This window comes from Mesorhizobium sp. DxT (genome assembly GCF_058448885.1).
In genome coordinates, this window is sequence record NZ_JBZFLJ010000009.1 from 187,320 (window position 1) to 213,993 (window position 26,674).

Sequence of the window (26,674 nt, forward strand, 5' to 3'; positions counted from 1 at the left end):
CTTCCTTCTGGCCGCAGACGGCGGGAAGGAGGGCCGACCTCCGAAGCATCGTCGTCATGCCTGCTCCAGCTCTCCGTATTTCCAGCATTACCAAGCGCTTCGGGTCGCTCGTCGCCAACGACGCGATCTCGCTCGAGCTTGGGCTGGGCGAGGTGGTGGCCCTGCTTGGAGAGAACGGCGCCGGCAAGACGACGCTGATGAACATCCTCTTCGGCCACTATGTCGCCGATGAGGGCACCGTCGAGGTGTTCGGCGAGGCATTGCCGCCCGGTGACCCGCGAGCGGCGCTGGCTGCCGGCATCGGCATGGTCCATCAGCATTTCACGCTGGCCGACAATATGAGCGTGCTCGAAAACATCGTCCTTGGCACGCAGAGCCCGTGGTCGTTGCGGCTGGATCGTCCGCAGGCCCGGTCGCGCATCCGCGAGCTCTCGCTCGATTTCGGCCTGGCGGTCGAGCCTGACAGGCAGGTTGCGGCACTGTCCGTCGGTGAACGCCAGCGCGTCGAAATCCTCAAGGCGCTTTATCGCGACGCCCGGATACTGATCCTCGACGAACCGACGGCGGTGCTGACGCCGGGCGAGTCCGACGCCCTTTTCGCCACGCTGAAGATGCTGGTCGCCAAGGGGCTTTCGATCATCTTCATCTCGCACAAGCTCCACGAAGTCATGGCCGTCAGCGACCGGGTGCTGGTTCTGCGCGCCGGCCGCATCGCCGGGGAGCGGACCACGCGCGACACGACTCGGCAGGAATTGGCCGCGCTGATGGTCGGAGAGGAGGTCCAGGCGCCGGCCGTTGCGCCGGTATCCCGGGGCCGGGCGTTGCTGACGCTCGACAATGTCTCCACAGCGCCGCTGGGCGGCGGCAGCCGGCTGGATGGCGTGTCGCTCGCGCTGCATGAGGGCGTCATCACCGGGCTCGCCGGTGTGTCCGGCAACGGACAGGCTGCGCTTGCCGCACTTCTCGCCGGCACAGCCGTTCCGGAAGATGGCGTCATGATGATCGATGCAGAAGCGATCACAAACTGGTCGCCGCGTACAGCACTTGCAAAAGGCGTCGCGCGCATCCCCGAGGACCGTCACGCCGTCGGAACGATCGCCGATATGAACGTCACCGAAAACGTCATCTCCGAACGCTACCGCTCGGCGCGCTTCAGTCGTCGCGGCCTTGTCGACTGGAAATCGGCGCGCGGGTTTGCCGAAACGCTCATCCGCGACTACGACGTGAAATGCCCGTCGCCCGACACGCGCATTCGCCTGCTGTCGGGTGGCAATATCCAGAAGCTCATTCTTGGCCGCGCACTCGACCCCGAGCCGAAAATCATCCTTGCCAACCAGCCGACGCGGGGCCTCGACGTCGGTGCTGTCGCCTACGTGCATGGCCGGCTGCTGGAAGCGCGGGCGAGGGGTGCTGCGATCCTGTTGATCTCGGAGGATCTCGACGAGATCATGGCCCTGTCCGACGAGGTGAGGGTGATGTTTCGCGGCCGCATTTCAGCCCCCTCGCAACGCGGCGAACGTTCCATAAGCGAGCTCGGCGAACTGATGGCCGGCTATGGAGTGGAGGCGGCGCCTCATGCGGCTTGAAGCCAAGCCCGCGCCGACGCTCGCCGTCACGCTGCTGTTTCCGCTCGGCGCCGTTGTCGTGACGGTCGTTTTGTCGTCGCTGCTGGTGCTGGCCGCCGGCGCATCGCCGTTCTCGGTGTTCGGCCTCGTGGTCAAGGGGGGGGCGGGCTCGCCCTTCGCGCTCGTCGAGACACTGACGCGGGCGACGCCGCTGATCTTTACCGGCCTTGCCGTTGCCGTCGCCTTTCGAGCCAAGCTCTGGAACATAGGTGCCGAAGCGCAGCTTTATGCCGGCGCCGTCATCACCGTGGTCTTGGGAACTGGCGCATTGCCGCTTCCCGCGCTCGTGCTCATCCCGCTGCTGATGATCGTCTCGATGGTTGCCGGCGGACTGCTGCTACTTGGACCGGCGATCCTCAAGACCCGCTTCGGGGTCGACGAGGTGGTGACCACGCTCCTGCTCAACTTTATCATGCTGCTGTTCGTCTCCATGCTGCTCGAAGGCGTGCTGAAGGACCCGATGGGTCTCGGCTGGCCGCAGTCCCAGCGGGTCGTTGCGGAGGCGCGGCTGCCGCGTCTGGTTCAGGGCTGGCGGCTCCACGCCGGCTTCCTGATCGCCGTTCTTGCCGCCGTCGCCGTCTGGGTCGTCATGAAGAAGACGACGCTCGGCTACGAGATGCGCGCCGTTGGGCAGAACGCCGAGGCCGCGCGTTTCGCCGGCATACCTGTCAACGCGGTTCTCATGAAGACCGCGCTTTTGTCGGGCGGGCTGGCGGCGCTTGCCGGCTTCTCGGAAGTCGCCGGCCTCAAGGGCAACCTGACGCTCGATCTGTCGCCCGGCTTTGGCTACACCGGCATCGTCGTCGCCATGCTGGCCATGCTCAATCCGCTGGGGGTGGTGCTGGCGGCGATCTTCGTCGCAGGCATCTTCGTTGGTGCCGACGCCATGAGCCGCACGGCCGGCGTGCCGTCCTACATCGCCGAGGTGATGGTCGCGACCGCGCTGTTGACCATGGTCGTCGCGATCATGCTGACGCGCTTCCGGGTGCGGTGGAGATGAGGCGGCAGTCATGATCGAAGCCTTCGAGATCCTCTTCACCGCGTCTTTCTGGGTCGCCGCGATCCGCATTGCCTCGCCGCTGATCTTCGCCACGATGGGTGAACTGATTTGCGAACGGGCCGGCGTACTCAACCTCGGCATCGAGGGCATCATGGTCGTCGGCGCCTTCGCCGGCTGGCTCACGGTGTATATGGGGGGCGATTTGTGGTTCGGCGTTGCCGTCGCAGCACTTGCGGGCGCTGCCTTCGGCCTGCTTCACGCGACGCTGACCGTACCGCTGGGCCTGTCGCAGCATGTCGTCGGCATCGGCATCACGCTGCTCGCCACCAGCCTCACTTATTTCACCTACCGGATCGTGCTGCCGGAAGTGACGTCGCCGCCGCGCATCGAGCCGTTCCAGCCACTGCCTGTGCCGTTGCTTTCCGACATCCCCGTTATGGGGCCTGCTCTCTTCAATCAGACGCCGCTGACTTATCTCGCTTTCGTGACGGTAGGGCTGGTCGCCTGGGTGCTCTACCGCACGCCGCTCGGGCTCGCCGTGCGCGCCGCCGGCGAGAACCCTTCCGCCGTCGAGGCGCAGGGCATCAGCGTCAACGCGGTGCGCATGGGCGCGGTAATGGTGGGGAGCGCGCTGATGGCGATCGGCGGCGCATTTCTGACGATGTCGGCTTTCAATTCGTTCTTCTTCGAGATGATCAACGGACGCGGGTGGATTTGTATCGCGCTGGTCGTGTTCGGCTCGTGGCGGCCGGGCAAGGCGCTGCTTGGGGCAATTCTGTTCGCCGCCTTCGACGCCTATCAGGTGCGACTCCAGCAGCTCACCGGCGGTGTTGTGCCCTACCAGCTCTTCCTGATGATGCCCTTCGTGCTGTCGATCCTTGCCCTCGTCGTCATGTCGCGGCGCGCGGCCTACCCGAAGGCGCTGATGATCCCCTACCAGAAAGGCGAGAGATGAGTTTCGACCTGATCGTGAAGGGCGGCACCCTGCCATCCGGCGAGTCTGCCGACATAGCTATTTCCGGAGAGCGGATCGCGGCAATCGAACCGCGCATCGAGGCCGAGGCAGGCCGCGTGGTGGACGCATCCGGCTGCCTCGTCTCGCCGCCCTTCGTCGACCCGCATTTCCACATGGATGCGACGCTGTCCTATGGCATCCCGCGCATCAACGCGTCCGGCACGCTGCTTGAGGGCATCGCGCTCTGGGGCGAGCTGAAGCCGCTGTTGACGCATGAAGCGGTGAAAGAGCGCGCGCTCGCCTATTGCGACTGGGCCGTCTCCATGGGGCTGCTTGCGATCCGCACCCATGTCGATGTCTGCGACGACAGGCTGCTTGCCGTCGAGGCCTTGCTGGAAGTCAGGCGCGAGGTCGCGCCCTATATCGACCTGCAGCTCGTCGCGTTCCCGCAGGATGGCTATTTCCGCGATCCGACCGCCAAGGCCAACACCGTCCGCGCGCTGGACATGGGCGTCGATGTCGTCGGTGGCATCCCGCATTTCGAACGCACGATGGACGACGGCCGCCGCTCGGTGACGGAGCTGTGCGAGATGGCCGCCGAGCGCGGTCTGCTGGTCGACATGCATTGCGACGAGACCGATGACCCGCTGTCCCGCCATATCGAGCAGCTCGCCTATGAGACGCAGCGCCTCGGCCTGCATGGCAGGGTGGCGGGTTCGCACCTGACTTCCATGCACTCGATGGACAATTATTATGTCTCCAAGCTGCTGCCGCTGATCGCGGAGGCACAGGTCGCCGCCATTCCCAACCCGCTCATCAACATCATGCTGCAGGGCCGGCATGACACCTTCCCCAAGCGGCGGGGCCTCACGCGTGTGAGGGAAATGCTGGCGCATGGCATCCACGTCGGCTTCGGACAGGATTGCTGCCTCGACCCCTGGTATTCGCTCGGCACCGCCGACATGCTCGACGTCGCCTTCATGGGCTTGCACGTCGCCCAGATGTCGCATCCCGACGAGATGCGCCGCTGCTTCGACATGGTGACGACGGAAAGCGCCGGCATCATGGGCCTCGATGGTTACGGCCTTGCGGTCGGCAACAAGGCGAGCCTCGTTGTGCTCGACGCCGGCAACCCGGTGGAAGCGATCCGCCTGCGTGCCGACCGGCTTTGCGTCGTCGCCAAGGGCAAGGTGGTCGCCGAACGCGAGAGGCGCGACATGGCCCTGGCGTTGCCCGGCCGGCCAGCGAGCGTTCATCGCCGTCACGAAACGCCCCGTAGCCGGTAGATCGATCGGGCGGACGTTTCCTGTCAGGGCCTCATTTCCGGGCCGCTTCCCATCGCGCTTCCCCTGCGGCATCATTCACCTGCCTGCGAGAGTCGCCGGCAGGGGGAGGAGGACCCATGGCTGCCATCGGAACGATCGTCATCTACATCATCATGGCATGCGCCGTCGCCGGCGCGATCGCCTCGATCAGGAATGCGGAAGAGGGGTTGGGCAAGGAGTTCCGCGAAGGCATCTATGCTATCGGGCCGATCTTCATTCCGGTGGCCGGCATCATGGCGGCGATCCCTTACCTATCCGAATTCGTTCGCGTGCTGGTCGGCCCGCTGTTTTCCGCGATCGGCGCCGATCCGGCAATCGCCGCAACCACAATCATCGCCGTCGACATGGGCGGCTACCAACTCGCCGATGCGCTGGCGCAAACGCGCGACGGCTGGATCATGGCCGCCGTCGTCGGCTACATGGCGGGCGCCACGATCATCTTCTCCATTCCCGTAGGGCTGGCGATGCTCGAGAAGCGGGATCACAAATACATGGCGCTGGGCATCATGTCAGGCATCCTCAGCGTGCCCATCGGCGTCTTCATCACCTGCGCGCTGCTTGCGGTGTCGGGGCTAGAGGTGCGCCCCGCCGTGGCGACAAGCGACCCCGAAACCATGCACGCCATCGGCCTTACCTTCGGCGCGATCTTCGCCAACCTGCTGCCGCTGATCGTGTTCTGCGTGGCGATCGCGCTCGGCCTGCGCTTCGCGCCCGATGCGATGATCGCCGGCTTCCTCTGGTTCGGCCGCATCATGTATGCCGGGATCACGCTGGTGCTGGTCTTCTCCATCGTCGAATATTTCACCGGCTTCTTCACCAACGTGTTTGGAGGTTGGGGCTTCGACCCGATCGTCGCCGACGAAGCCGACCAGTTTCGTGCGCTGGAGATCGCCGGCTATATCGGCATCATGCTCGCGGGCGCCTTCCCGATGGTTTACCTGCTGACCAAATATCTTGCGACGCCGATGGAGGCGCTTGGCAGGCGCATTGGTGTTGAGGCGCAAGGTGCGGCGGGACTGCTGGCGGCCTGCGCGAATATCCTGGCTATGTACCGGCTGGTTGGCTCGATGCGGCCGCGCGACAAGGTTCTGGCGATCGCCTTTGCCGTATGCGCGGCGTTCATGTTCGGCGACCATCTGGCATTCTCGGCCAATTTCCAGCCCGCCACGATCCTGCCGCTGATACTCGGCAAGCTCGGCGGCGGCATTGCAGGTTTCGCCATCGCGTTGTGGCTGTCGGTGCCCAAGGCCGTCGAACTGGCGGCCAGAGAGCCGGCCATGGCGGGGCCAGAGCCTGCAGTTGTAACAGGCTAACTGAACAGGCTGCGGCGGCGTGGCAGAAATTTGCCGTGCCGCTCCTTGTCAAAGTGGACTGTCGCGCTCAATTTTGTTGCATCATCCCGGATGTCGCGAGGACACCATGAAGCCGATCGTTCCGACCCTGATTGCCCTGGCCGTGCTGGCCGGCTGCACCACGATGACGCCCGAGGAGCGCCGCGCGGCGGATGAGGAGACATGCCGCGAATACGGATTCCGCAAGGGCAGCGAAGCATTCGCCGAGTGTCTGCAGCGCATCGAGCTGGACCGGCGCGCCGAGCGCCGCGCCAACATGGCTTCGTTCGAATTCAGCCGGCCGATGGTGGTTTATAGGCCGGTCCCGGTGCCCGTGCCGCCGTCGAACTAGCTCACGCCTTCACGCGGCTGGACGACGGATCGTAGAGCGGTTCGAGATGAATTTCGGCCGGCACGTTTTCCATTGCCACCACCAGCTCGTAGCGGCCTGACCGGAGGAAGTCTTCGGAAACACCTTCCGCCTTGCGGACATAGCCGTAACCGATGCCCTTGCCGACCGTGTAGCCGTGGCCCCCGGAGGTCAGGTAGCCGACCGGCTCTCCGTCGCGCAGGATCGTTTCGCGCCCCAGCAGCACCACGTCGGGATCGTCCACCGTGAAGCAGGCCAACCGCTTGCCGAGAGGCTTCGCAGACATTTCTTTGGCGGCCTTGCGACCGAGGAAATCGATGTCCTTCTTCAGCTTCACCGCCCACCCGAGCCCCGCCTCGAAGGGCGAGTCGTTGGGCGTGATGTCGGAACCCCAGGCGCGGTAGCCTTTCTCCAGCCGCAGCGATTCCAGCGCGCGGTAGCCGACCGGCTTTATCTCTAACGGCTTGCCTGCCTCCATAAGCGCGTCGAAAACCTCGCCGGTTGCCGCGATGGGAACATGAAGCTCCCAGCCGAGCTCGCCGACATAGGTGACGCGCAGTGCGCGAACGGTGTGGCCGGCGATCGCGATTTCGCGAACATGGCCGAACGGAAAGCCTGCGTTGGAGACGTCGGCATCCGTGATCGCCGCAAGCACGTTGCGTGCCTCCGGTCCCATCAGCGACAGCGTTCCGAAATCTTCGGTCACGTCCAGCAGCTTGGCGTCGCGGCCCGCCTCGATGTGGTCCTCGATCCAGCCGAAATCGTGGGTGCGGAAGCCGGTGCCGGTGACGATGTAGAACCGGTCTTCGGCAAGCCGCGCAACCGTCAGGTCCGCCTCGATGCCGCCGCGGGTGTTGAGCAATTGCGTATAGGTGAGGCGCCCCGCCGGCTTCGACACGTCGTTGGCACAGATGAAATCCAGGGCCTTTAGCGCGTCGCGTCCGGTCAGCTCGTATTTGGCGAAGGATGACTGGTCGAAGATGCCAACCTTTTCGCGCACGTGACGATGCTCTTCGCCGACAGCATCGAACCAGTTCTGCCGGCCCATCGAATATTCGTCGCGCTCGCCCGGCTTCGTCGCGAACCAGTTGGGTCGCTCCCAGCCGAGCTTGGAACCGAAGACCGCGCCATGCGCCTTCAGGCGCTCGTAGAGCGGCGACACGATGCGGGGGCGGCCGCTTTCATATTCCTCGTGCGGGAAGGCGACGGTGTAATGCTTGCCATAGGCTTCCAGCGTGCGCGCGCAGACCCAGTCGCGATCCTTGTGCAGGCCGGAGAAGCGGCGGATGTCGACCGTCCACAGGTCGAGTGGCGCTTCGCCGTCGATAGCCCACTGCGCCAGAACCCAGCCCGCGCCGCCGCCGGACGCGATGCCGAAGGCGTTGAAACCCGCCCCGACGAACATGTTGGCGCATTCGGGTGCGGTGCCGAGAATGAAGTTGCCGTCGGGCGTGAAACTCTCAGGTCCGTTGATCATCTGTTTGACGCCGGCGGTTTCGAGCGCGGGAACGCGTGCGATCGCCTGAATCATATGCTGCTCGAAATGGTCGAAATCGTCGTCGAACAGCCGGAACTCCCAGTCGTCCGGCACGTCCCCGCCGGGGAGGTTCGTTTCCCAGGCCTGCGGGTCGGGCTCGTAGCCGCCCATCACCAACCCGCCGACCTCCTCCTTGAAATAGGTCCGCCGGTCCGGGTCGCGGATCGTCGGCGCGTCGGCCGAAAGCCCGTCGATCGCCTCGGTGATGATGTACTGGTGCTTCACCGGCTGCAGCGGCACGTTGATGCCGGCCATCGCACCCACCTGCCGGGCCCATTGCCCAGCGCAGTTGACCACCTTTTCGCAGGCGATGTCGCCCTGCGTCGTCTTCACCTTGACGATGCGCTTGCCGTCCATCTCGAAGCCGGTGACGCGCACGTCCTCGAAAATCTTCGCACCGTGCATCCGCGCGCCTTTGGCGAGCGACTGCGTGATGTCGGACGGGCTCGCCTGGCCATCGGTCGGCAGCCATGACGCGCCGACGAGGTCGCTGGTGTCCATCAGTGGCCACATGCGCTTGACCTCGTCCGGCGAGACGAGGTGCATCTCCATGCCGAAGCTCCTGGCCGTCGTCGCAAGCCGGCGGAACTCCGTCCAGCGGTCCTGGTTTGTGGCAAGGCGCAGGCAGCCCGTCATCTTCCAGCCGGTGGCAAGGCCCGTCTCAGCCTCCAGACCTTTGTAGAGGTCGACCGAATATTTCAGCACCCGCGTGATCGAGGCTGACGAGCGCAGTTGCCCGACGAGCCCGGCCGCATGCCAGGTCGAACCCGAGGTGAGCTTGCCCTGCTCCAGCAGCACCACATCGGCCTTGTGGTCGCGAGCCAGGTGATAGGCGGTGGAGCAGCCGATGATACCGCCGCCGATGACGACGATCTGGGCGTGTGATGGCAGGCTCATGTCAGGGCTTCCCGTAGGTCGAGCGATAGGTGTCCAGCGCGGCGGCAAGGCGCTCGAGGTTTTCTTCGCTGTAGGCAACGAAATCGACGCCCGGCGTATCCAGGTGAAGTTCGGATACCATGCTCCACATCGCCTCGCGCAGCAGCGAGGCGCATTGCATGGCGGCGAGCGAGCGCTTCAGTTCCGGCGAGGGTGGTGCGTCGAAATAGGCATGCAGCAGCGCTTCGGATTCCTCGGTGGAGAAGCCGGCGTTCGATGACAGTCCCGCAAGGTCAAACATGGCGGTCGAAAAGCCGGCATATTCGAAATCGATCAGCCAGAGCTGGTCGCCGGTGTCGAGCAGGTTTGCGGGCAGCAGATCGTTGTGCCCGAAGACGATTGGCAGCGGGAGCTGAGCCTTTTCCATTTCCTCGGCAAGCGCGAGATAATCCGGCAGGTCGGCAACCCTGCGGCTGTTGCCCGCTTCCAGCGTGCGCGCATAGTCGCGGATGACGTGGAAGACCCAGAAGATGAATCCTGCGCCGGTCACATGGGCTGGCATGGTTGTATGGAAATCGCGCATGAGCGTCGCAACCCGACCGATATTGGCTCGCACGTCCTCAGCGCCGTAGGTTTTCGCGCCGAGAAACTGGCTGACCATCACGCCTGGCTGCGCGAACTCCAGTGCTGGGGCAAAGCCTGCTTCATGGGCTGCGCGGGCCGTCATTCTCTCGCGCTCGCGAAAGACATGGTGGAAAGGATAGTCATCGCCGAACCGCACGACATGCTTGCCGGCATCGTCGACGACGAGAAAGTTCTCGTTCGAAAGGCCGCCATGCAGCGGAGAAATCGTGATGTCGCCTTTCCAGCAGGGAAGATTGCGAATGGCGGTGTCGTGAGAGCCCATGGTCGCAGAGTGTTTCGAGGGGGAGCGGCTTGTCAATCACCGGACCCGACCGGCAGTTCCGAGAGCCACGAGACTGGCGTCATATGGGCGACATATTGGGCATCTAGAAATGCAGCCAACACGAAATCGTCCTCCCGATGACCACGGATGAACTGGCATCGACGGCGGGATGTAGGGAAGGGTCGGGTCAATCCCGGCCTTTTTCGTTTTTATCGCTTGTGGTCGATGCCGCTTCTCGTATCGGTGCGTCCTTCGAGGCCCGCTTTGCTCGCACCTCAGGATGAGGACCATTGGCTCTCGATCCCACGAAGCAACGGGCTCGATACGGGTTGGTAGGACGCAGCCCCGAGCTCACGAGCTTGCGGGAGCCATCCGCAACCTCCCTCATCCTGAGGTGAGAGCCCCCGGGTCTTGCCTTCGGCAAGCCCGAGGACAGGCTCCGCGAACCTCGAAGGACGCACGGAAAGGCTGGATCTACCCAGCCTGCCGCTCTTCGGCCGGGCGTCTGATCGATGTGGACGCTTCCAGAACGATGGGCAGGAGCCCGTCGCCGCCGGCGTCGACCACTTCGAAGAACTGCCGCCGCATGCGCGGTTCCCAAAACTTGTTGATGTGCTCGGCTGTGCCGGCAACGCCTTCCTCATGTGGCTTGGACAGGAAGAAGGTGCCGATCTGGTTCGCCATGCGGATCAGCTTCGCGTGCGGGCCGACGGCCCCGGTATCGTCATGCGACATGCCTGGCCACTCCACTTGTCAGGCGATGGGGATGGGTGAAAACGTCGAACTCCTCGCCGCGCACCAGCGCGACCAGCGTCATGCCGGCATCCTCGGCGGTGCGGATCGCAAGGGCGGTCGGCGCGGAAATGGCGATGATGACGGGCGAGCCGATGGCCGCCGCCTTCTGCACCATTTCGACCGAGACGCGGGACGTCACCACGACCGCGCCAGTCGATCCGTCGATGCCCGCGAGCGCCAGCGCACCGGCAAGCTTGTCGAGTGCGTTGTGCCGGCCGACATCCTCGCGCGCCGCGACGATGCCCTTGCCCGGTATGTAGAAGCCGGCGGCGTGAACCGCGCCGGTCTGCGCATGCAGCGGTTGCAGCCGCGAAAGGTCGCTCACAGCACGGACGATATCGTTCGCTGAAAGCGTAAGCAGGGACGCACCGACATCGCGCGTCTGCCGCATCGCCTCGTCGATCGATTCAATGCCGCACAGCCCGCAACCGACCGGGCCGGCAAGCCGCCGACGCCGCGCCTCGAACTGCCGGTTGGCGGTGTCCTTCAGGCGGATCTGTATATCGATGCCTTCGCCCGCTTCTTCCACCGTGATCGCATCGATCTCCTCCGGCGAGGCGACGATGCCCTCCGTCAGCGAGAAGCCGGTGGCGAAATCCTCAAGGTCGGCGGGCGAGGTCATCATCACAGCGTGGGTCGTACCGGCATAGCTTAGCGCGACCGGCGTTTCTTCAGGCACCATGCGCGCCGCGGCCTTGGTGCCGCCGGCCCGGCGCGCGATGCGTGTGGTTGAGGCGAGGGGGGGGCGGGTCATTATACGGTCACCGGGCAGGGCCGATGACGCTCTACGTTGCCCCCCTCTGTCCTGTCGGACATCTCCCCCACAGGGGTGCCTACCTTCCGTCCTTTCTCCGACGTTGGCGATTGGCGAAACCGAACGCGAAGGCCGATCTCCCCCCTTGTGGGGGAGATGTCCGGCAGGACAGAGGGGGGCGCGAAGGAATTCCACATTTCCGTATCGGCGAACCTACTCCGCCGCCTCCAGCCGGCCGGCGATGCGGCGGGACTGGCGGGACAGTTCCTCGTATTCCTCCTGCCATTCCGACGGGCCGTTGGACGGGCCGACCTGAACCGCGGTAACCTTGTATTCCGGGCAGTTGGTCGCCCAGTCTGAGAAGTCCGTGGTGATGACGTTGGCCTGCGTGTCGGGGTGGTGGAAGGTCGTGTAGACGACGCCCGGCGACACCCGATCGGTGATCTGCGCCCGAAGCGTGGTCTCGCCTGCCCGGCTCGTCAGCCGCACCCAGTCGCCGTCGCGCACCCCGCGTTGTTCTGCATCGTGCGGATGGATTTCGAGCACGTCCTGATCGTGCCAGATCACGTTTTCGGTGCGGCGCGTCTGCGCGCCGACATTGTATTGCGAAAGGATGCGGCCGGTGGTGAGCAGCAGCGGGAAGCGCGGCCCCGTCTTCTCGTCGGTCGCGACATATTCGGTGCGGATGAACTTGCCCTTGCCGCGCACGAAGCCGCCGACATGCATGATCGGCGTGCCTTCCGGGGCCTTCTCGTTGCAGGGCCACTGCACCGAGCCCTTTTCGTCCAGCAACGCATAGCTGACATTCTGGAAGCTTGGCGTTGTCTGCGCGATCTCGTCCATGATCTGCGACGGGTGCATGTAGTTCCAGTCGAGCCCCATGGCTTGGGCGAGCTTCTGCGTCACCTCCCAGTCGGCATAGCCGTTCTTCGGCGCCATCACCTTGCGCACGCGGTTGATGCGGCGCTCGGCATTGGTGAAGGTGCCGTCCTTCTCCAGGAAGGTCGAGCCCGGCAGGAACACGTGGGCATAGTTGGCGGTTTCGTTGAGGAACAGGTCGTGCACGACGACGCATTCCATCGCGGCGAGGCCGGCCGAGACGTGCTTGGTGTCGGGGTCGGACTGCAGGATGTCCTCACCCTGGATGTAGATGCCCTTGAAGGAACCTTCGACCGCGGCATCCAGCATGTTCGGAATGCGCAGGCCCGGCTCGTTGTCGAGCTTGACGCCCCACAGCGCTTCGTAGATGTCGCGCACCGCATCGCCGGAGACGTGGCGGTAGCCCGGCAGCTCGTGCGGGAAGGAGCCCATGTCGCAGGAGCCCTGCACGTTGTTCTGGCCGCGCAGCGGGTTCACGCCAACGCCGGGCCGGCCGATATTGCCGGTCAGCATGGCGAGGTTGGCGATGCCCATCACCGTGGTGGAGCCCTGGCTGTGCTCCGTCACGCCGAGGCCATAATAGATCGCGCCGTTGCCGCCGGTGGCATAGAGCCGCGCGGCCGCGCGGATGGTCTCGGGGTCGACGCCTGCGAGCTTGCCGACAACCTCCGGGGAATTGCTTTCGTCGGCGACGAAGGACGCATAATCCTCGAACTCCGACCAGTCGCAGCGCTCACGGATGAAGGACTCGTTGAAAAGGCCCTCGGTGACGATGACATGCGCGAGCGCGGTGACGACGGCAACATTGGTGCCGGGCCGCAGCGGAAGGTGATGCGTTGCCTTCGCATGCACCGAATCCACCGTCTCGGTGACGCGCGGATCGAGCACGATCAGCTTGGCGCCCTGGCGGATGCGCTTCTTCATGCGGGAGGCGAAGACCGGATGCGCGGCGGAAGGATTGGCGCCGATCACCACGATGACATCGGAATGCTCGACCGAGTCGAAATCCTGCGTGCCGGCCGAGGTGCCGTAGGTCTGGCCGAGGCCGTAGCCCGTCGGCGAGTGGCAGACCCGGGCGCAGGTGTCGACGTTGTTGTTGCCGAAGCCCTGCCGGATGAGCTTCTGGACGATATAGGTCTCTTCGTTGGTGCAGCGCGAGGATGTGATGCCGCCGATCGAGCCCCTGCCGTACTGATACTGGATGCGGCGGAACTCGCTGGCGATATGCGCGAACGCTTCTTCCCAGCTCACCTCACGCCAGGGATCGGTGATCTTTTCGCGCACCATCGGGTTGAGGATGCGCTCCTTGTGGGTGGCGTAACCCCAGGCGAACCGGCCCTTGACGCAGCTATGGCCCCGATTGGCCTTGCCATCCTTCCAGGGCACCATACGCACCAGTTCGTCGCCGCGCATCTCGGCCTTGAACGAGCAGCCGACGCCGCAATAGGCGCAGGTGGTGACGACGGAATGTTCCGGCTGGCCGATCTCGATCACCGACTTCTCAGTCAGCGTCGCGGTCGGGCAGGCCTGCACGCAGGCGCCGCAGGATACGCACTCCGACGACAGGAAATCCTGGTGCATGCCGGGCGATACCCGGCTTTCGAAGCCGCGACCCTCGATCGTCAGCGCGAAGGTGCCCTGCACCTCCTCGCAGGCCCGCACACAGCGCGAGCAGACGATGCACTTCGAAGGATCGTAGGTGAAATAAGGGTTGGATTCGTCCTTCGGCATCCAGCGGAAATTGTCCGCTCCGTCGGTTCGATCCTTGGCGAAGACGTGGTTGTCGCCCTCATAGCCGTAGCGCACGTCGCGCAGGCCCACCGCGCCGGCCATGTCCTGCAGTTCACAGTCGCCATTGGCCGCACAGGTCAGGCAATCGAGCGGATGGTCGGAGATGTAGAGCTCCATCACGCCGCGGCGGATGTCCTTGAGGCGCCCGGTCTGGGTATGCACCACCATGCCGGGCGCAACCGGCGTGGTGCACGAGGATGGGGTGCCGTTCCGGCCTTCGATCTCGACCAGGCACAACCGGCAGGAGCCGAACGCATCGACCATGTCGGTTGCGCACAGCTTCGGGATCTGGATGCCCGCCTCCATCGAGGCGCGCATGATCGAGGTGCCTTCGGGCACGGTGACCTCGAAGCCGTCGACGGTGAGCGTGACCTGTTTTTCGGCCTTCGAAGCGGGGGTGCCGTAGTCGATTTCGTGGATGAGACCCATGGGAATGCTCCTAGCGGTCCTTGTTCTCTGTCAGCGTGTGCGCGACGAGTGCGTTTGCGTGGCCATGGCCGAGTCCGTGCTCGCTCTTCAGCCAGTTCACGATTTCCATGTGTTTCGCGCCAACGCGCTCCTGAATGAGCGTCTTCCAATGGTCGATCGGCTGGCCATAGGTTTTTTCGATCGACGGAAAATAGGAAGCAGGGCCTTTGACCTTTTCGTTCATTCCGCCGCCTCCAGCTTGGCCTGCGGCGCGAAATCGTCCGGGAAATGGTTGATGGCGCTCATGACAGGGTAGGGCGTGAAGCCGCCCAGCGCGCAGAGCGACCCGAACTTCATCGTGTTGCAGAGGTCGGTGACGAGCGCGCGGTTCTTTTCCGGTTCGATGCCGGCGGCGATCTTGTCGAGCGTCTCGACCCCGCGCGTCGAACCGATGCGGCAGGGCGTGCACTTGCCACAGCTTTCGATGGCGCAGAACTCCATCGCGAAACGGGCCTGCTTGAGCATGTCGGCCGTATCGTCGAAGACGGTGATGCCGGCATGACCGATCAGGCCGTCCTTGGCCGCGAAGGCCTCGTAGTCGAAGGGCGTATCGAACAGGTCGCGCGGGAAATAGGCCCCGAGCGGCCCGCCGACCTGAACCGCCTTCACCGGCCGGCCGGTGGCCGTGCCGCCGCCGATCTCGTCGACGATCTCGCCCAGCGAGAGGCCGAAGCCAGCCTCAAACAGTCCGCCATGCTTCACATTGCCGGCGATCTGGATCGGGATCGTGCCGCGCGAACGGCCCATGCCGAAGTCGCGGTAGAATTCGCCGCCCTTGTCGAGGATGATCGGCACCGAGGCGAGCGAGATAACGTTGTTGATGACTGTCGGCTTGCCGAACAGCCCCTGGATGGCCGGTAGCGGCGGCTTAGCGCGCACAACGCCGCGCTTGCCCTCCAGCGAATTGAGCAGCGAGGTCTCTTCGCCGCAGACATAGGCGCCGGCGCCGGCGCGAATCTCGATGTCGAATGCGTTGGGCGACCCGAGAACGGCGGGCCCCAAAACACCGGCGCGCCGCGCGACGCCGACCGCCGCCTCCATGGCGCGGATCGCGTGCGGGTATTCGGAACGGATATAGACGAAGCCCTTGGTCGCGCCGGTGGCGATGCCCGCAATCGCCATGCCCTCGATCAGCACGAAGGGGTCGCCCTCCATGATCATGCGGTCGGCGAAGGTGGCGCTGTCGCCCTCGTCGGCGTTGCAGACGATGTATTTGCGCTCGGCAACCGTGTCGTGGACGGTCTTCCACTTGATACCTGTCGGGAAGCCCGCGCCGCCGCGCCCGCGCAGGCCGGAATCCGTCACCGTCTGCACGATGTCGGCCGGCGTCATCGCCACGGCCTTCTTCAGGCCCGCAAGCCCGCCATGGGCCTCGTAGTCGTCCAGCGAAAGCGGGTCGGTGATGCCGCAGCGCGCAAAGGTCAGCCGCGTCTGCTTCGCCAGGAACGGTACCTGTTCAGGATTACCAAGCGATAGCCGATGCTGCCCGCCCGAGAGAAGTCCGGCATCGAACATTGAGGCGACGTCGGATGGCTTCACCGGACCATAGGCGACGCGGCCGGCGTCAGTCGCCACCTCGACCATCGGCTCCAGCCAGTAGAGGCCACGCGAGCCGTTGCGCACGATGGTCGCCTCGACGCCGCGCGCTCCAAGCTCGGCGGCGATGGCCTTCGCGACCTTCTCCGCGCCGAGCGCCAGCGCGCCCGAATCGCCGGGAATGTAGATGACGGGGGTCACGTCCGCACCTCCGCCGCAATCTCTGCGACCGTGTCTGCGTCCAGCCGTCCGATCACCTCTCCGTCAAGCATGGCGGCTGGCGCGCAGGCGCAGAGGCCGAGGCAATAGACCGGCTCAAGCGTGACCGAACCATCCGCCGCCGTCTGGTGAAAGTCGACGCCGAGCGCGGCCTTGACCTGTGTGGCGATCGCGTCCGAGCCCATCGACTGGCAGGCTTCCGCCTGGCAGAGCTTGAGCACATGCCGGCCGGCAGGCTGGCTGCGATAATCGTGATAGAAGGTGACGACGCCGTGCACCTCTGCTTTGGAGAGGTTCAGCGCCTCGGCGATGACGGGAAGCGCCTCGGTCGGCACGCAGCCGAACTCTTCCTGAACGCCGTGGAGGATCGGAAGAAGCGGCCCCTCGAGGCCCTTAAGTTCCTCGATGATCGCGGCGACCTGCGCCTCGGTTTCGGTACCTTGCGACTGCATCACGCTGCAGCGCCCTCCCTGTTCCTTGCCGGAATTCGCTAAGTCTTTATGAGAACAGACGAAACCGGCAATATCAATAAAGCAGTCCCGTCGTTTGATAGAAGTTGTCTATCGTTCGGACCCTGCCCGGATCATGGATCAGAGGCGTCCGGCGAAATCGCCTGCCAGCGTCATCGCCTCGTCAAGCAGCGCCGCCACCAGCGGCGTGTGCGGCTCGCGCTTGGCCGCCACGAGGCCGACGATGTGGCGGGCGTCGGGTTCGACGATCGGTATGGCCCGGATAGGCTCCGAGAAGCCAAAGGTTTCCGCGAGGTTGAGCGGCATGATCGATGACCATTTCCCGGTGCGGATATGGGAAAACAGCACGATCATCGAGTTGGATTCCAGCGTCGGCCGCGCCTCGGTGCCGGCTTCGGCCAGATGCTGGTCGATGATGCGGCGGTTCTGCATGTCGGGGGTCAACAGGCACAGCGGCAGCTCGGCGACTTCGGCCCAGGTTACGCGTTCCCGGTCGGCGAGCGGCGTTCCCGCCGCCGTGATGAGCTGGTAGCGCTCGGCGTAAAGCGGCACCGAGACCACGCGGCCAAGCGGCTCGTTGTCGAGATAGGTGATGCCGGCGTCGATGTCGAAATTGCCGAGCAGCGACAGCACCTCGATCGAGGTGCGCGACAGAATGGTGAAGGTGACGCCGGGGTGCTTCTTGCGGAATGGCGTGGTCAGAAGCGGCGTCATGGCGAGCGCGGTCGGAATGGCCGCGATCCGCAGACGGCCGGAAAGGCCATGGCGGGCCGCGCGCATCTCCTCCTTCATCGTGCGGGCATCGCCGGTGATGCGCCGCGCCCAGGCAAGCACCTGTTCGCCTTCCGGCGTCAGGCCCTGAAAGCGCGATCCGCGCTGCACCAGCATCACGCCAAGCTGGTCCTCGAGTTGCTTGACCGCGGCCGAAAGCGTCGGCTGGGTGATGCCAAGTTCCTCGGCTGCCTTGCCGAAATGCCGCGTGCGCGCCAGCGCAATGAAGAATTCGAGCTTGTCGATCATAGGCGGACATTAGTCTCGTCAGCGCCGGATCGCCACAGTCACGATGGGCCTGCCCTTGGCCACGCATGCAAACTGCATTATCTGGGCAGCACAAAGAAACAAGCGGAAGCAAACGCCATGTCCGTGACCACGGAAGCAGTCCTCGAAACGCTGAGGACGATCAAGGGCCCTGATTTCGAGGGCGACATCGTCTCGCTGGGGCTGGTCTCCGACATTTTCATCGCCAATTCCAAGGTGTTCTTTTCCGTCACCGTACCGGCCGATCGCGCGCAGGCGCTGGAGCCGCTACGCGCGGCCGCCGAGCGCGCGGTGAATGCGATGCCGGGCGTCGAGGGCGCCGTCGTTGCGCTGACGGCCGAAAAGAAGGGCGGCGGCATGGAAGCGGCGCCGACACCACCGCCCCGGCCGGCCGCGCCACCGCGTCCGGCGCCGGCCCAGGCTGCGCCCGCCGGGAAGCAGCGCGGCAAAGCCGGCGTGCCGGGCGTCGAGGCGATCATCGCGGTCGCATCGGGCAAGGGCGGTGTCGGCAAGTCGACCACCGCTGTGAACCTTGCGCTCGGCCTCGCGGCCAACGGGCTCAAGGTCGGCATCCTCGATGCCGACATATACGGTCCCTCGATGCCGCGGCTTCTCGGCATCTCCGGCAGGCCGCAGACGGTGGACGGCAAAATCCTTAAACCGATGGAGAATTATGGCGTAAAGGTCATGTCGATGGGCTTCCTCGTCGACGAGGAGACGCCGATGATCTGGCGCGGGCCGATGGTGATGTCGGCGCTGACCCAGATGCTGCGCGAGGTCGAGTGGGGCGCGCTCGACGTGCTCGTCGTCGACATGCCGCCCGGCACCGGCGACGCGCAGCTCACCATGGCGCAGGCCGTGCCGCTCGCGGGCGCGGTCATCGTCTCAACACCGCAGGACCTCGCCCTGATCGATGCCCGCAAGGGCTTGAACATGTTCCACAAGGTCGATGTGCCGCTGCTCGGCATTGTCGAGAACATGAGCTATTTCCTCGCCCCTGACACCGGCAACCGATACGACATCTTCGGCCATGGCGGCGCGCGCCGAGAGGCCGAGCGCCTCGGTGTCCCGTTCCTCGGCGAGGTGCCGCTGACGATGGACGTGCGCGAATCCTCCGACGCCGGCACGCCGGTCGTCGTCTCCGACCCGCAGGGCGCGCAGGCGAAGGTCTATCGCGAGATCGCCGGCAAGGTCTGGGAGCAGGTTAAGGCCGCAAGCGCTGCGTCTGCAGCGGCAGCGCCGGCAATCGTATTCGAGTAGGGGATCAAGGGAATAGGGCAGTAAGGCAGTGGGGTGAGAAGAGCTTGAATGCCCTACTGCCTTACTGCCCCAGTTACCAGCGATTCAGGGAGGAACTTTTGTCCGAAACACCCGTCATTCATGAACGCCGCGACGGCTATGCCGTCATCACGTTGAACCGGCCCGAACGGCTGAATGCGTTCAATGAGGCCCAGCACCTGGCTTTGCGCGCCGCGCTGGAGGCCTGCGAGGCCGACAGGGATTGCGGCGCGATCATATTGACGGGGGCAGGGCGCGGCTTCTGCGCCGGGCAGGACCTGTCCGACCGCGATCCGACGATCCTTGGCGAGAGTCCCGACCTCGGCATGACGCTGGAGACCTACTACAACCCACTGGTGCGTAAGTTGCGGGCGCTGGAAATGCCGGTCATCTGCGCCGTCAACGGTGTGGCTGCGGGCGCAGGCGCCAACATCGCCCTTGCCTGCGATGTCGTGCTGGCGGCCAAGTCGGCGAAGTTCATCCAGGCCTTCTCGAAGATCGGTCTCATTCCCGATGCAGGCGGCACCTACTGGCTGACGAAACATCTCGGCGAAGCCCGCGCCAAGGCACTGGCGCTGACGGCGCATCCGCTCTCCGCAGAGGATGCGGCGCAGTGGGGGCTGATCTGGAAGGCGGTGGACGATGACAGGCTGATGGAGGAGGCGACGGCACTTGCCGAAAGCTTCGCCAAAGGCCCCACGCGCGCCTATGCGCTGACGAAACAGGCGATCCAGGCCGCGACAATGAATGACCTCGATGCGCAACTCGAGGTCGAGCGGAGCTTGCAGCGCGAAGCCGGCTGGTCCGACGACTACAAGGAAGGCGTTGCCGCCTTCCTGCAGAAGCGGCCAGCGGATTTCAAAGGGCGCAGAAGCAGCTAGTCGCCCTTATCACGCCTGTACAGCCAGGTACTCCGGCAGGTCCGCCACCGAATCGAGAATCACGTCGGCGAGCTGGCTGAGCGAGTCGCGCGTGCCGGTGCCCGAAAGCACACCGACGGCGAGCCCCGCGCCCGCGGTCTTTGCCATTTCGAGGTCGTGGCGGTTGTCGCCTACCATGGCTACCTGCGAAGGCCGCAGGCCGGTGAAGTCGCAGAACGCGTAGACGGTATCGGGCGCCGGCTTCGGATTGGCTACGGCGTCGTATCCGTAAGTGGCGGCGAACATTTGCGCGACCCCCAGCGCAAGCAGCGTGCGTTCGGCCCCGCCCGTGGAATCGTTGGTTGCGATGCCGAGCTGGCGGCCGGTTGCGTGCAAGGCGGCAAGCGCTTCCCGGCAGCCTGGCAGCACGACTGGCTTGGATGCGCCTTCCTCGGTGGTGAAGCGATCGAATTCGGCGATCAGCGCATGCCGGGCGCTGTTGGCAAGATGTGGATACCAGAGGCTGACGATATCGGCATTTGTGCCGGCGGCGAAGATCGAGTCGGGCCGGAAGCTGTGCGTCGTGAAATCGAAGCCCGCAACGTCGAGCAGATCGTTGGCGCGGTCGCGGTCGCCGTCCGCCGCTCGCAGGGCGAGAATGTCACCGATGGCGAACCATGTGGCGTGGAAATCGACAAGTGTGCCGTCCTTGTCGAAAAGAATGCCCTTGATGTCGGCCAAGTCGATCGCCTTCGCTACTGGAGTTCGCGCATGTGTCGCACGAGGCCGGCGGTGGACGCGTCGCGGCCTGCGGCATCCTCCTTGCCTTCCACGACAGGCAGAAGCCCCGTGGCCAGCTCCTTGCCAAGCTCCACGCCCCACTGGTCGAACGCATTGATGTTGAAGAGCTGCGCTTCCACGAACACCCGGTGCTCGTAGAGCGCGATCAGCCTGCCGAGCGTGAAAGGATCGAGCGTACGGTAGAGCAACGTCACCGACGGCCTGTTGCCGGAAAAGACGCGGTGCGGCGCGATGCGCTCGACCTCCTGCGCGGCCATGCCTTTCGCCAGCATCTGAGCGCGCGCCTCTTCCAGCGTGCGGCCCTTCATCAACGCTTCAGACTGGGCGAAGCAATTGGCGACGAGCAGATCGTGATGGTGGCGCAACGCCGGCTCATGGCCCACGGCCGCGATGAGAAATTCGACCGGGATTACGTCCGTGCCCTGGTGCAGGAGCTGGAAGAAGGCGTGCTGGCCGTTGGTGCCGGGCTCGCCCCAAACCAGCGGGCCGGTGGGTGTGGAAACCGGCGTCCCGTCGAGCGTCACACCCTTGCCGTTCGATTCCATGTCGAGCTGCTGGAGATAGGCTGGCAACCGGGCAAGACGCTGGTCGTAGGGAATAACCGCGCGGGCGGGATAATCGCAGACGACGCGATGCCAGTAGCCGACCAGCCCCAGCATCATCGGCAGATTGTCCTGCAGCGGAGCGGTCTCGAAATGCCGGTCCATCGCATTGGCACCGTCGAGCAGCCTGCCGAAATTCTCCGGCCCGATCGCGATCATCACCGGCAGGCCGATGGCCGACCACATCGAATAACGCCCGCCGACCCAGTCCCAGAAGCCGAAGACCCGGTCTTCAGCGATGCCGAAGGCGGCCACCTTGTCGAGCGCCGTCGAAACGGCCGCGAAATGCGCCGAGACCGCATCCTCGCCAAGCGCAGAGGCGATCCACCGCCGGGCTGTCTCGGCGTTGGTCATGGTTTCGATGGTGGTGAAGGTCTTCGATGCGACGATGAAAAGCGTCGAGGCGGGGTCGAGCCCCCTCAAGGTGTCGGCGATATGAGCGCCGTCGACATTGGAGACGTAATGCGCACGCGGGCCGTCGTGATAGGGCGCGAGCGCCAGCGTCGCCATGGCTGGTCCCAGGTCCGAACCGCCGATGCCGATATTGACCACGTCGGTGATCTTGCTGCCGGTGGCGTCGGCGATCGTGCCGGAGCGGATGCCGTCGGCAAACTTCGCCATCGCGGCGAGTACGGCGCGCACGTCGCCCATCACGTCGGCACCGTCGACTTTTACGGCACGATCCGAGCGGTTGCGCAGGGCGGTGTGCAGGACCGCGCGCCCCTCGGTAGTATTGATCGCTTCGCCGGCAAACATGGCGGCACGGCGCTGCTCCACCTTGGCGGCGCGGGCAAGCTGTTCGAGCAGCGCAAGGGTTTCCGCCGTTACCGCGCATTTGGAGAAGTCGAAGAGCAGGTCGTCGAGACGCAGCGAGAAGGCCTCGAAACGGCTCGGGTCGGATGTGAAAGCGGCGCGCATGTCGAGTGGCATCAGCGCGGCGTGGTGGGTCTTGAGCGCGGCGAGCGCCTCGTCGAAACCGGTCCTGTCCATATCTGTCTCCGCCAGCTTTTGGGGCAGCCGCAACCGGTCGTGCCGGCGCGCGCGGATTCATAAGCCTTGGGCAGCCGAACGTTCAAGCAGCAAATGGCCCAAGCGCCGATCTATCAGTGGCACAAATTGGTATCATCAATTTATTTCATTGGCTTAAGTCATTGGCCCAGTCTTGAATGCGTTGCGCCAGAGACCGTCGAGTCTCTCGGCATTCGGGAGTGAAGCCATGCCTACGCGAACCGATCCGGCCATATGGTCCGGCTTGTTCAGGATTTCGGCCGATTCCGGCCAGACGCTTCAGGCGCAGATCCGTCAGGCCATCGTGGCTGCCATCCTCGATCGGCAGATCGCGGCGTCGATGCCGCTGCCCTCTTGCCGTATCTTGGCGGAAAAGCTCGGCGTTGCGCGCGGCACGGTGGTGCTTGCGTTCCAGCAGCTCGTCGATCAGGGATTTCTCATCGCCAAGGAGCGTCGCGGCCACTTCGTAAATCCGGAAGTGCTTGCAACCCCCGGACGCATGCGCGAGGTTCCCAACCGCGAGCAGCAGGACAAGATCGACTGGAAGGCGCGCCGGCAGATCGCAGCCTCCGACATGCCCGAGCCGACCAAGCAGGAGAACTGGATCAAGTCGTCCTATCCGTTCGTCTATGGACAGTTCGACCCGGCGCTGTTTCCGACCGCGGAATGGCGCGAGTGCAACCGCATGGCGCTTGCCGTGCTGGAGATCCGCAACTGGGCGGCCGACATGGTCGACCGTGACGATCCGTTGCTGATCGAGCAGATCCAGGCCCGCCTGCTGCCGCGGCGTGGCATCTTCGCCAATCCGGACGAGATTATCGTCACGCTGGGCGCGCAGAATGCGCTCTACATGCTGGCCACGCTTCTGATGAATAAGGGTTCGCGGGTGGCGATGGAGGATCCGGGCTATCCCGATGCGCGCTCCATCTTCCAGCTTGCAGGTGCCGAGGTCGCGCCAGTCAGGGTTGACAAGGACGGCATCGATGTAGGCGCCATCCCCCGCGAGAGCGACTTTGTCTTCGTGACGCCCAACCACCATTGCCCGACGATGGTGTCGCTGAGCGAGGCCAGGCGGCGGCAGTTGCTGGCCGATGCCGAGGCGCACGACCGCATCATCATCGAGGATGGCTATGACAGCCAGCTCATGGACGACGCGCCGCAACAGGCGCTGCGCGGCATGGACCGTTCCGGGCGGGTGGTCTACGTCGGATCGATGTCCAAGACGCTCGCGCCGGGCCTGCGGCTCGGTTACATCGTCGCGTCCGCCGGCCTGATCGCCGAGCTGCGCGCATTGCGCCGCTTCATGCTGCGGCATCCGCCGGCAAACAACCAGCGCGCCGTGGCGCTATTCCTCTCGCTCGGTCACCACGAGGCGCTGGTGCGCCGGCTGTCGGCCGCGTTCGCGGAACGCCGCAAACGGCTTGCCCATGCCGTCGACGCCTTCCTGCCGGAATGGCGCTTCGGCGAGACGCCGGGCGGAACCTCGCTCTGGCTGGAAGGTCCGCGCGGCACGGACAGCGCCGCGCTGGCCCAGATGGCTGAGGCGCGCGGGGTTCTGGTCGAGCCGGGCGCACGCTTCTTCGACCGACCCGAGAAGAACGGGCACTTCCTGCGGCTGGGCATTTCGTCGATTGCGCTGCAGCACATCGAGCCGGGCATCCGAGAACTGGCGACTGCGGCGGGTCGCAGGCCGGCCGCCGCCTGATCCGATCCTTTGGGCCAGCATTTCAGTGCTGGCTCATCTTCGCCGAATCGGGTGGCACAATCCCGCAAACCGCGACCGCGCCATAGTTCCTGAAGGCGCAGCGACAAGAGTGGCCCGTAGATGGCTGCCCCCGCTGCCCGAACGCCAGTTGGGGAACTGTCGATGCCGGTCACGGTCGATGAACAACAGGCTGCCGCACCCGCTTCCAGGCGCTCGGGCGGCCGCGAGGCGCGGCGTGCGATGCGGGCAGCGCCCCTTGCGCAGGACATAAACCCGGTCAGGCCGGGGCTTGAAGGCGGCCGCTACCAACCGCTCGACCGGAACGACATGGACCAGATCCACGAGGCGGTCCTGACGATCCTCGAAACGGTCGGCTTCGCCAACGCCATTCCAAGCTGTATCGCCGCGCTGACGCGGGCCGGGGCGCAACATGGCGCCGACGGCCGCATTCGCTTTCCGCGCGCGCTGGTGCTGGAGACAATCGCAAAGGCCGCGCGCCACTTCACCCTCCACGGCCAGGATGAGCGGCACGACATGGTCGTACAGGGTAGTCGGGTGCATTACGGCACGGCGGGCGCGGCGGTGCATGTGGTCGATGTCGAAAAGCGCGAATACCGGGAATCGCTGCTGCAGGACATCTACGATGCCGCGCGCATCGTCGACGCGATGGACAACATCCATTTCTTCCAGCGCCCGATGGTGGCGCGCGACATGGTCGACCCCGCCGATCTCGACCTGAACACGCTCTATGCCTGCCTGATGGGCACGACCAAGCATGTCGGCACCAGCTTCACGGTTCGCGAAAACGTCGCGCCAGCGCTCGACATGCTTTATGCCATCGCTGGCGGCGAAGCGAATTTCCGCGCCCGCCCGTTCGTCTCCAACTCAAACTGCTTCGTCGTGCCGCCGATGAAGTTCGCCGAAGATGCCTGCGGCGTGCTTGAAGCCTGTGTCGAGGGTGGCATACCGATCCTTTTGCTGTCGGCAGGGCAGGCGGGCGCGACGGCTCCGGCTGCCATCGCCGGTGCGGTGGTACAGGCCGTGGCCGAGGTGCTGGCAGGCCTCGTCTATGTCAATGCGCTCGCGCCCGGCCATCCCTGCATATTCGGCACCTGGCCCTTCGTGTCGGACCTGCGCACCGGCGCGATGTCCGGCGGCTCCGGCGAGCAGGCGCTTTTGACGGCGGCCTGCGCGCAGATGGCGCAATATTACGACCTGCCCGGCGGCTCGGCGGCCGGCATGGCCGATTCCAAGCTGCCCGACGCCCAGTCGGGTTACGAGAAGGGCATCACCGACGTGATGGCGGGCCTTTCTGGGCTCAATCTGGTCTACGAGTCGGCTGGCATGCACGCCTCGCTCCTCGGCTTCTGCCTGGAGAGCCTCATCATCGATAACGACATGATCGGCCAGTGCCTGCGCTGCGTGCGCGGCATCGAGGTGTCGGAGACGAGCCTGTCGGTCGCTTCGATCGCCGACGTCTGCCTCAACGGGCCGGGTCACTATCTCGGCCACGAGCAGACATTGCGGCTGATGCAGACGGAATATTTCTATCCAGCCATCGCCGACCGGTTCAGCCCGAAGGAATGGAACGAGAAGGGCAGGCCCGACATGCTCCAGCGCGCGATCGCCGAGAAGCGGCGCATCCTGGAAACGCACTTTCCCCGGCACGTCTCGCGGGACATCGACGACGCGCTTCGGGGCCGCCACGCCAACATCTACCTGCCGCGCAAGGCAATGGGGTGGTAGGCGCCGGCTATTCGACGCTCAGCTCGAAGCGCGCTATGATCTCGGGGTGCATGAGCTTGGCGTGCAGCGCCAGCAACACCAGTTGGGCATCGATGCCGCCATTGCCGTCCAGGGCATGTTCGATGCGGGCCTCGACATCGTTCACGCGGTCGGTGCCGTTGACGGCTGCAAACGCCTCCGGGCCTACCGCGCAATAGGCAAACAGCCCGGCGAGCGGCGGATAGGCTTCGGGTGGTGGCTCGGCATCCGGCCAGTGATCCTTCATCAGGTTGACGATCGTCAGCTTGACGCCTTCGGGGACAAGCGCGGGGTGAAGGTCGACGGATCGCAGCGCGGCATCCAGCCGGCGCAGGTCTTCCGAGCGGCCGAACAATCCGAAGAAGCCGAGAGATGAATTGCGTCTGGTCAAGAATACGTTCCGTTCAGCCACAAAAGCGGGACCGGTTACTTATACGCAATAATGTGACGGCACATCTTTTTTGCGTAGAGCAAACCGTGTGACGAGCATCCGGTACGGGAGTACAATACGCCCCAAGCGGGGTTTGTGCCTGGTACCGGGAGGTTCGACATGGCGCGCAAATACATAGACTGCCGCGAATTTCCAAGTGAAATGAAATGCACAGTTGCAATCTCGGCCGATGGCGAAGACGAACTCGTCGAGGCCGCCGTTCAGCATGCAGTTGCTGTGCATGGAGAGCACGACACTCCCGATTTCCGGAAGGAAATCAGGAATGCCATGCATGAGGGCACGCCACCTCTGACGGTGGCGTAGCAAGCCGATACGGGACCGTGCCTTCT

General features: G+C 64.8%; 23 protein-coding genes. 11 read left to right on the plus strand and 12 right to left on the minus strand.

Features of this window, described 5'->3' with window-relative positions; all coding sequences use genetic code 11:
• The first annotated feature begins 56 nt into the window (after window positions 1–56).
• The 6 genes from ACVJNE_RS17760 (at window position 57) to ACVJNE_RS17785 (ending at window position 6,588) form a co-directional block, all read left to right on the plus strand.
• Window positions 57–1,586, plus strand: a complete 1,530-nt coding sequence (locus ACVJNE_RS17760) for an ABC transporter ATP-binding protein (protein ID WP_499567706.1) — start codon at window positions 57–59, stop codon at window positions 1,584–1,586.
• Window positions 1,576–2,625, plus strand: coding sequence for an ABC transporter permease (locus ACVJNE_RS17765; protein WP_499567708.1), 1,050 nt, complete (start codon window positions 1,576–1,578; stop codon window positions 2,623–2,625). The genes ACVJNE_RS17760 and ACVJNE_RS17765 overlap by 11 nt, the downstream gene beginning before the upstream one ends.
• Window positions 2,626–2,635: 10 nt before the next feature.
• Window positions 2,636–3,580, plus strand: a complete 945-nt coding sequence (locus ACVJNE_RS17770) for an ABC transporter permease (protein ID WP_499567710.1) — start codon at window positions 2,636–2,638, stop codon at window positions 3,578–3,580.
• Complete coding sequence (locus ACVJNE_RS17775) at window positions 3,577–4,866, plus strand: amidohydrolase family protein (protein WP_499567712.1); 1,290 nt, start codon at window positions 3,577–3,579, stop codon at window positions 4,864–4,866. Before ACVJNE_RS17770 ends, ACVJNE_RS17775 begins: the two co-directional genes overlap by 4 nt.
• A gap of 116 nt (window positions 4,867–4,982) precedes the next feature.
• Window positions 4,983–6,218 carry an ethanolamine utilization protein EutH gene (gene eutH / locus ACVJNE_RS17780; protein WP_499567714.1) on the plus strand — a complete coding sequence of 412 codons (1,236 nt, stop codon included), beginning with the start codon at window positions 4,983–4,985 and terminating at the stop codon, window positions 6,216–6,218.
• 106 nt (window positions 6,219–6,324) lie between these two features.
• Window positions 6,325–6,588, plus strand: coding sequence for a hypothetical protein (locus tag ACVJNE_RS17785; protein ID WP_499567716.1), 264 nt, complete (start codon window positions 6,325–6,327; stop codon window positions 6,586–6,588).
• A 1-nt stretch (window position 6,589) separates the two neighbouring features.
• Here the strand turns inward: ACVJNE_RS17785 and ACVJNE_RS17790 are convergent, their stop codons facing one another.
• The 9 genes from ACVJNE_RS17790 to ACVJNE_RS17830 all read right to left on the minus strand — a co-directional run bounded on the left by ACVJNE_RS17790 (window position 6,590) and on the right by ACVJNE_RS17830 (window position 17,858).
• Window positions 6,590–9,040 carry a GcvT family protein gene (locus tag ACVJNE_RS17790; RefSeq protein ID WP_499567718.1) on the minus strand — a complete coding sequence of 817 codons (2,451 nt, stop codon included), beginning with the start codon at window positions 9,038–9,040 and terminating at the stop codon, window positions 6,590–6,592.
• A 1-nt stretch (window position 9,041) separates the two neighbouring features.
• On the minus strand, window positions 9,042–9,926 hold the full coding sequence (locus ACVJNE_RS17795) for a phosphotransferase (RefSeq protein ID WP_499567720.1): 885 nt from the start codon (window positions 9,924–9,926) through the stop codon (window positions 9,042–9,044).
• Window positions 9,927–10,400: 474 nt separating this feature from the next.
• On the minus strand, window positions 10,401–10,661 hold the full coding sequence (locus ACVJNE_RS17800) for a formate dehydrogenase subunit delta (RefSeq protein ID WP_499567722.1): 261 nt from the start codon (window positions 10,659–10,661) through the stop codon (window positions 10,401–10,403).
• Window positions 10,651–11,475 carry a formate dehydrogenase accessory sulfurtransferase FdhD gene (gene fdhD, locus ACVJNE_RS17805; protein ID WP_499567724.1) on the minus strand — a complete coding sequence of 275 codons (825 nt, stop codon included), beginning with the start codon at window positions 11,473–11,475 and terminating at the stop codon, window positions 10,651–10,653. The genes ACVJNE_RS17800 and fdhD overlap by 11 nt, the downstream gene beginning before the upstream one ends.
• 213 nt (window positions 11,476–11,688) lie before the next feature.
• The gene (gene fdhF, locus ACVJNE_RS17810) at window positions 11,689–14,574 is read right to left on the minus strand and encodes a formate dehydrogenase subunit alpha (protein ID WP_499567726.1); all 2,886 of its coding nucleotides are present in this window, start codon (window positions 14,572–14,574) and stop codon (window positions 11,689–11,691) included.
• 10 nt (window positions 14,575–14,584) lie between these two features.
• Window positions 14,585–14,797: a DUF4287 domain-containing protein gene (locus ACVJNE_RS17815; protein ID WP_499567728.1), complete on the minus strand. Its 213-nt coding sequence runs from the start codon at window positions 14,795–14,797 to the stop codon at window positions 14,585–14,587.
• Entirely contained in the window at window positions 14,794–16,350 is a 1,557-nt protein-coding gene (locus ACVJNE_RS17820; protein ID WP_499567730.1) for a formate dehydrogenase beta subunit, read from the minus strand. Before ACVJNE_RS17820 ends, ACVJNE_RS17815 begins: the two co-directional genes overlap by 4 nt.
• Window positions 16,347–16,820 (minus strand): formate dehydrogenase subunit gamma, encoded by a 474-nt coding sequence (locus ACVJNE_RS17825; protein WP_499567794.1) that lies wholly within the window; start codon window positions 16,818–16,820, stop codon window positions 16,347–16,349. The genes ACVJNE_RS17820 and ACVJNE_RS17825 overlap by 4 nt, the downstream gene beginning before the upstream one ends.
• 138 nt (window positions 16,821–16,958) lie before the next feature.
• The gene (locus ACVJNE_RS17830; RefSeq protein ID WP_499567732.1) at window positions 16,959–17,858 is read right to left on the minus strand and encodes a LysR family transcriptional regulator; all 900 of its coding nucleotides are present in this window, start codon (window positions 17,856–17,858) and stop codon (window positions 16,959–16,961) included.
• Window positions 17,859–17,975: 117 nt separating this feature from the next.
• On the opposite strand from ACVJNE_RS17830, the gene ACVJNE_RS17835 reads away from it, so the two are divergent.
• A complete protein-coding gene (locus tag ACVJNE_RS17835; protein WP_499567734.1) occupies window positions 17,976–19,136 on the plus strand; it encodes an Mrp/NBP35 family ATP-binding protein in 1,161 nt (386 codons plus the stop codon).
• Window positions 19,137–19,234: 98 nt separating this feature from the next.
• On the plus strand, window positions 19,235–20,035 hold the full coding sequence (paaG, locus tag ACVJNE_RS17840) for a 2-(1,2-epoxy-1,2-dihydrophenyl)acetyl-CoA isomerase PaaG (protein ID WP_499567736.1): 801 nt from the start codon (window positions 19,235–19,237) through the stop codon (window positions 20,033–20,035).
• 9 nt (window positions 20,036–20,044) lie between these two features.
• Here paaG and ACVJNE_RS17845 read toward each other — a convergent pair whose 3' ends face one another.
• Together ACVJNE_RS17845 and pgi are read right to left on the minus strand one after the other, a co-directional pair.
• Complete coding sequence (locus tag ACVJNE_RS17845) at window positions 20,045–20,755, minus strand: HAD family hydrolase (protein WP_499567738.1); 711 nt, start codon at window positions 20,753–20,755, stop codon at window positions 20,045–20,047.
• Between the two features lie 14 nt (window positions 20,756–20,769).
• Window positions 20,770–22,407 carry a glucose-6-phosphate isomerase gene (gene pgi / locus ACVJNE_RS17850; protein ID WP_499567740.1) on the minus strand — a complete coding sequence of 546 codons (1,638 nt, stop codon included), beginning with the start codon at window positions 22,405–22,407 and terminating at the stop codon, window positions 20,770–20,772.
• A gap of 226 nt (window positions 22,408–22,633) precedes the next feature.
• Between pgi and pdxR the strand changes: the two genes are divergently transcribed.
• Window positions 22,634–24,130 (plus strand): MocR-like pyridoxine biosynthesis transcription factor PdxR, encoded by a 1,497-nt coding sequence (gene pdxR / locus ACVJNE_RS17855; protein ID WP_379015974.1) that lies wholly within the window; start codon window positions 22,634–22,636, stop codon window positions 24,128–24,130.
• A gap of 162 nt (window positions 24,131–24,292) precedes the next feature.
• Entirely contained in the window at window positions 24,293–25,876 is a 1,584-nt protein-coding gene (locus tag ACVJNE_RS17860) for a trimethylamine methyltransferase family protein (protein WP_499567796.1), read from the plus strand.
• A gap of 7 nt (window positions 25,877–25,883) precedes the next feature.
• On the opposite strand, the gene ACVJNE_RS17865 is transcribed toward ACVJNE_RS17860, so the two are convergent.
• Window positions 25,884–26,285 (minus strand): hypothetical protein, encoded by a 402-nt coding sequence (locus tag ACVJNE_RS17865; RefSeq protein ID WP_499567742.1) that lies wholly within the window; start codon window positions 26,283–26,285, stop codon window positions 25,884–25,886.
• A 159-nt stretch (window positions 26,286–26,444) separates the two neighbouring features.
• Here ACVJNE_RS17865 and ACVJNE_RS17870 point away from each other — a divergent pair, with 159 nt between their 5' ends.
• The gene (locus tag ACVJNE_RS17870) at window positions 26,445–26,648 is read left to right on the plus strand and encodes a DUF1059 domain-containing protein (protein WP_173187295.1); all 204 of its coding nucleotides are present in this window, start codon (window positions 26,445–26,447) and stop codon (window positions 26,646–26,648) included.
• The last annotated feature ends 26 nt before the right edge of the window (window positions 26,649–26,674 follow it).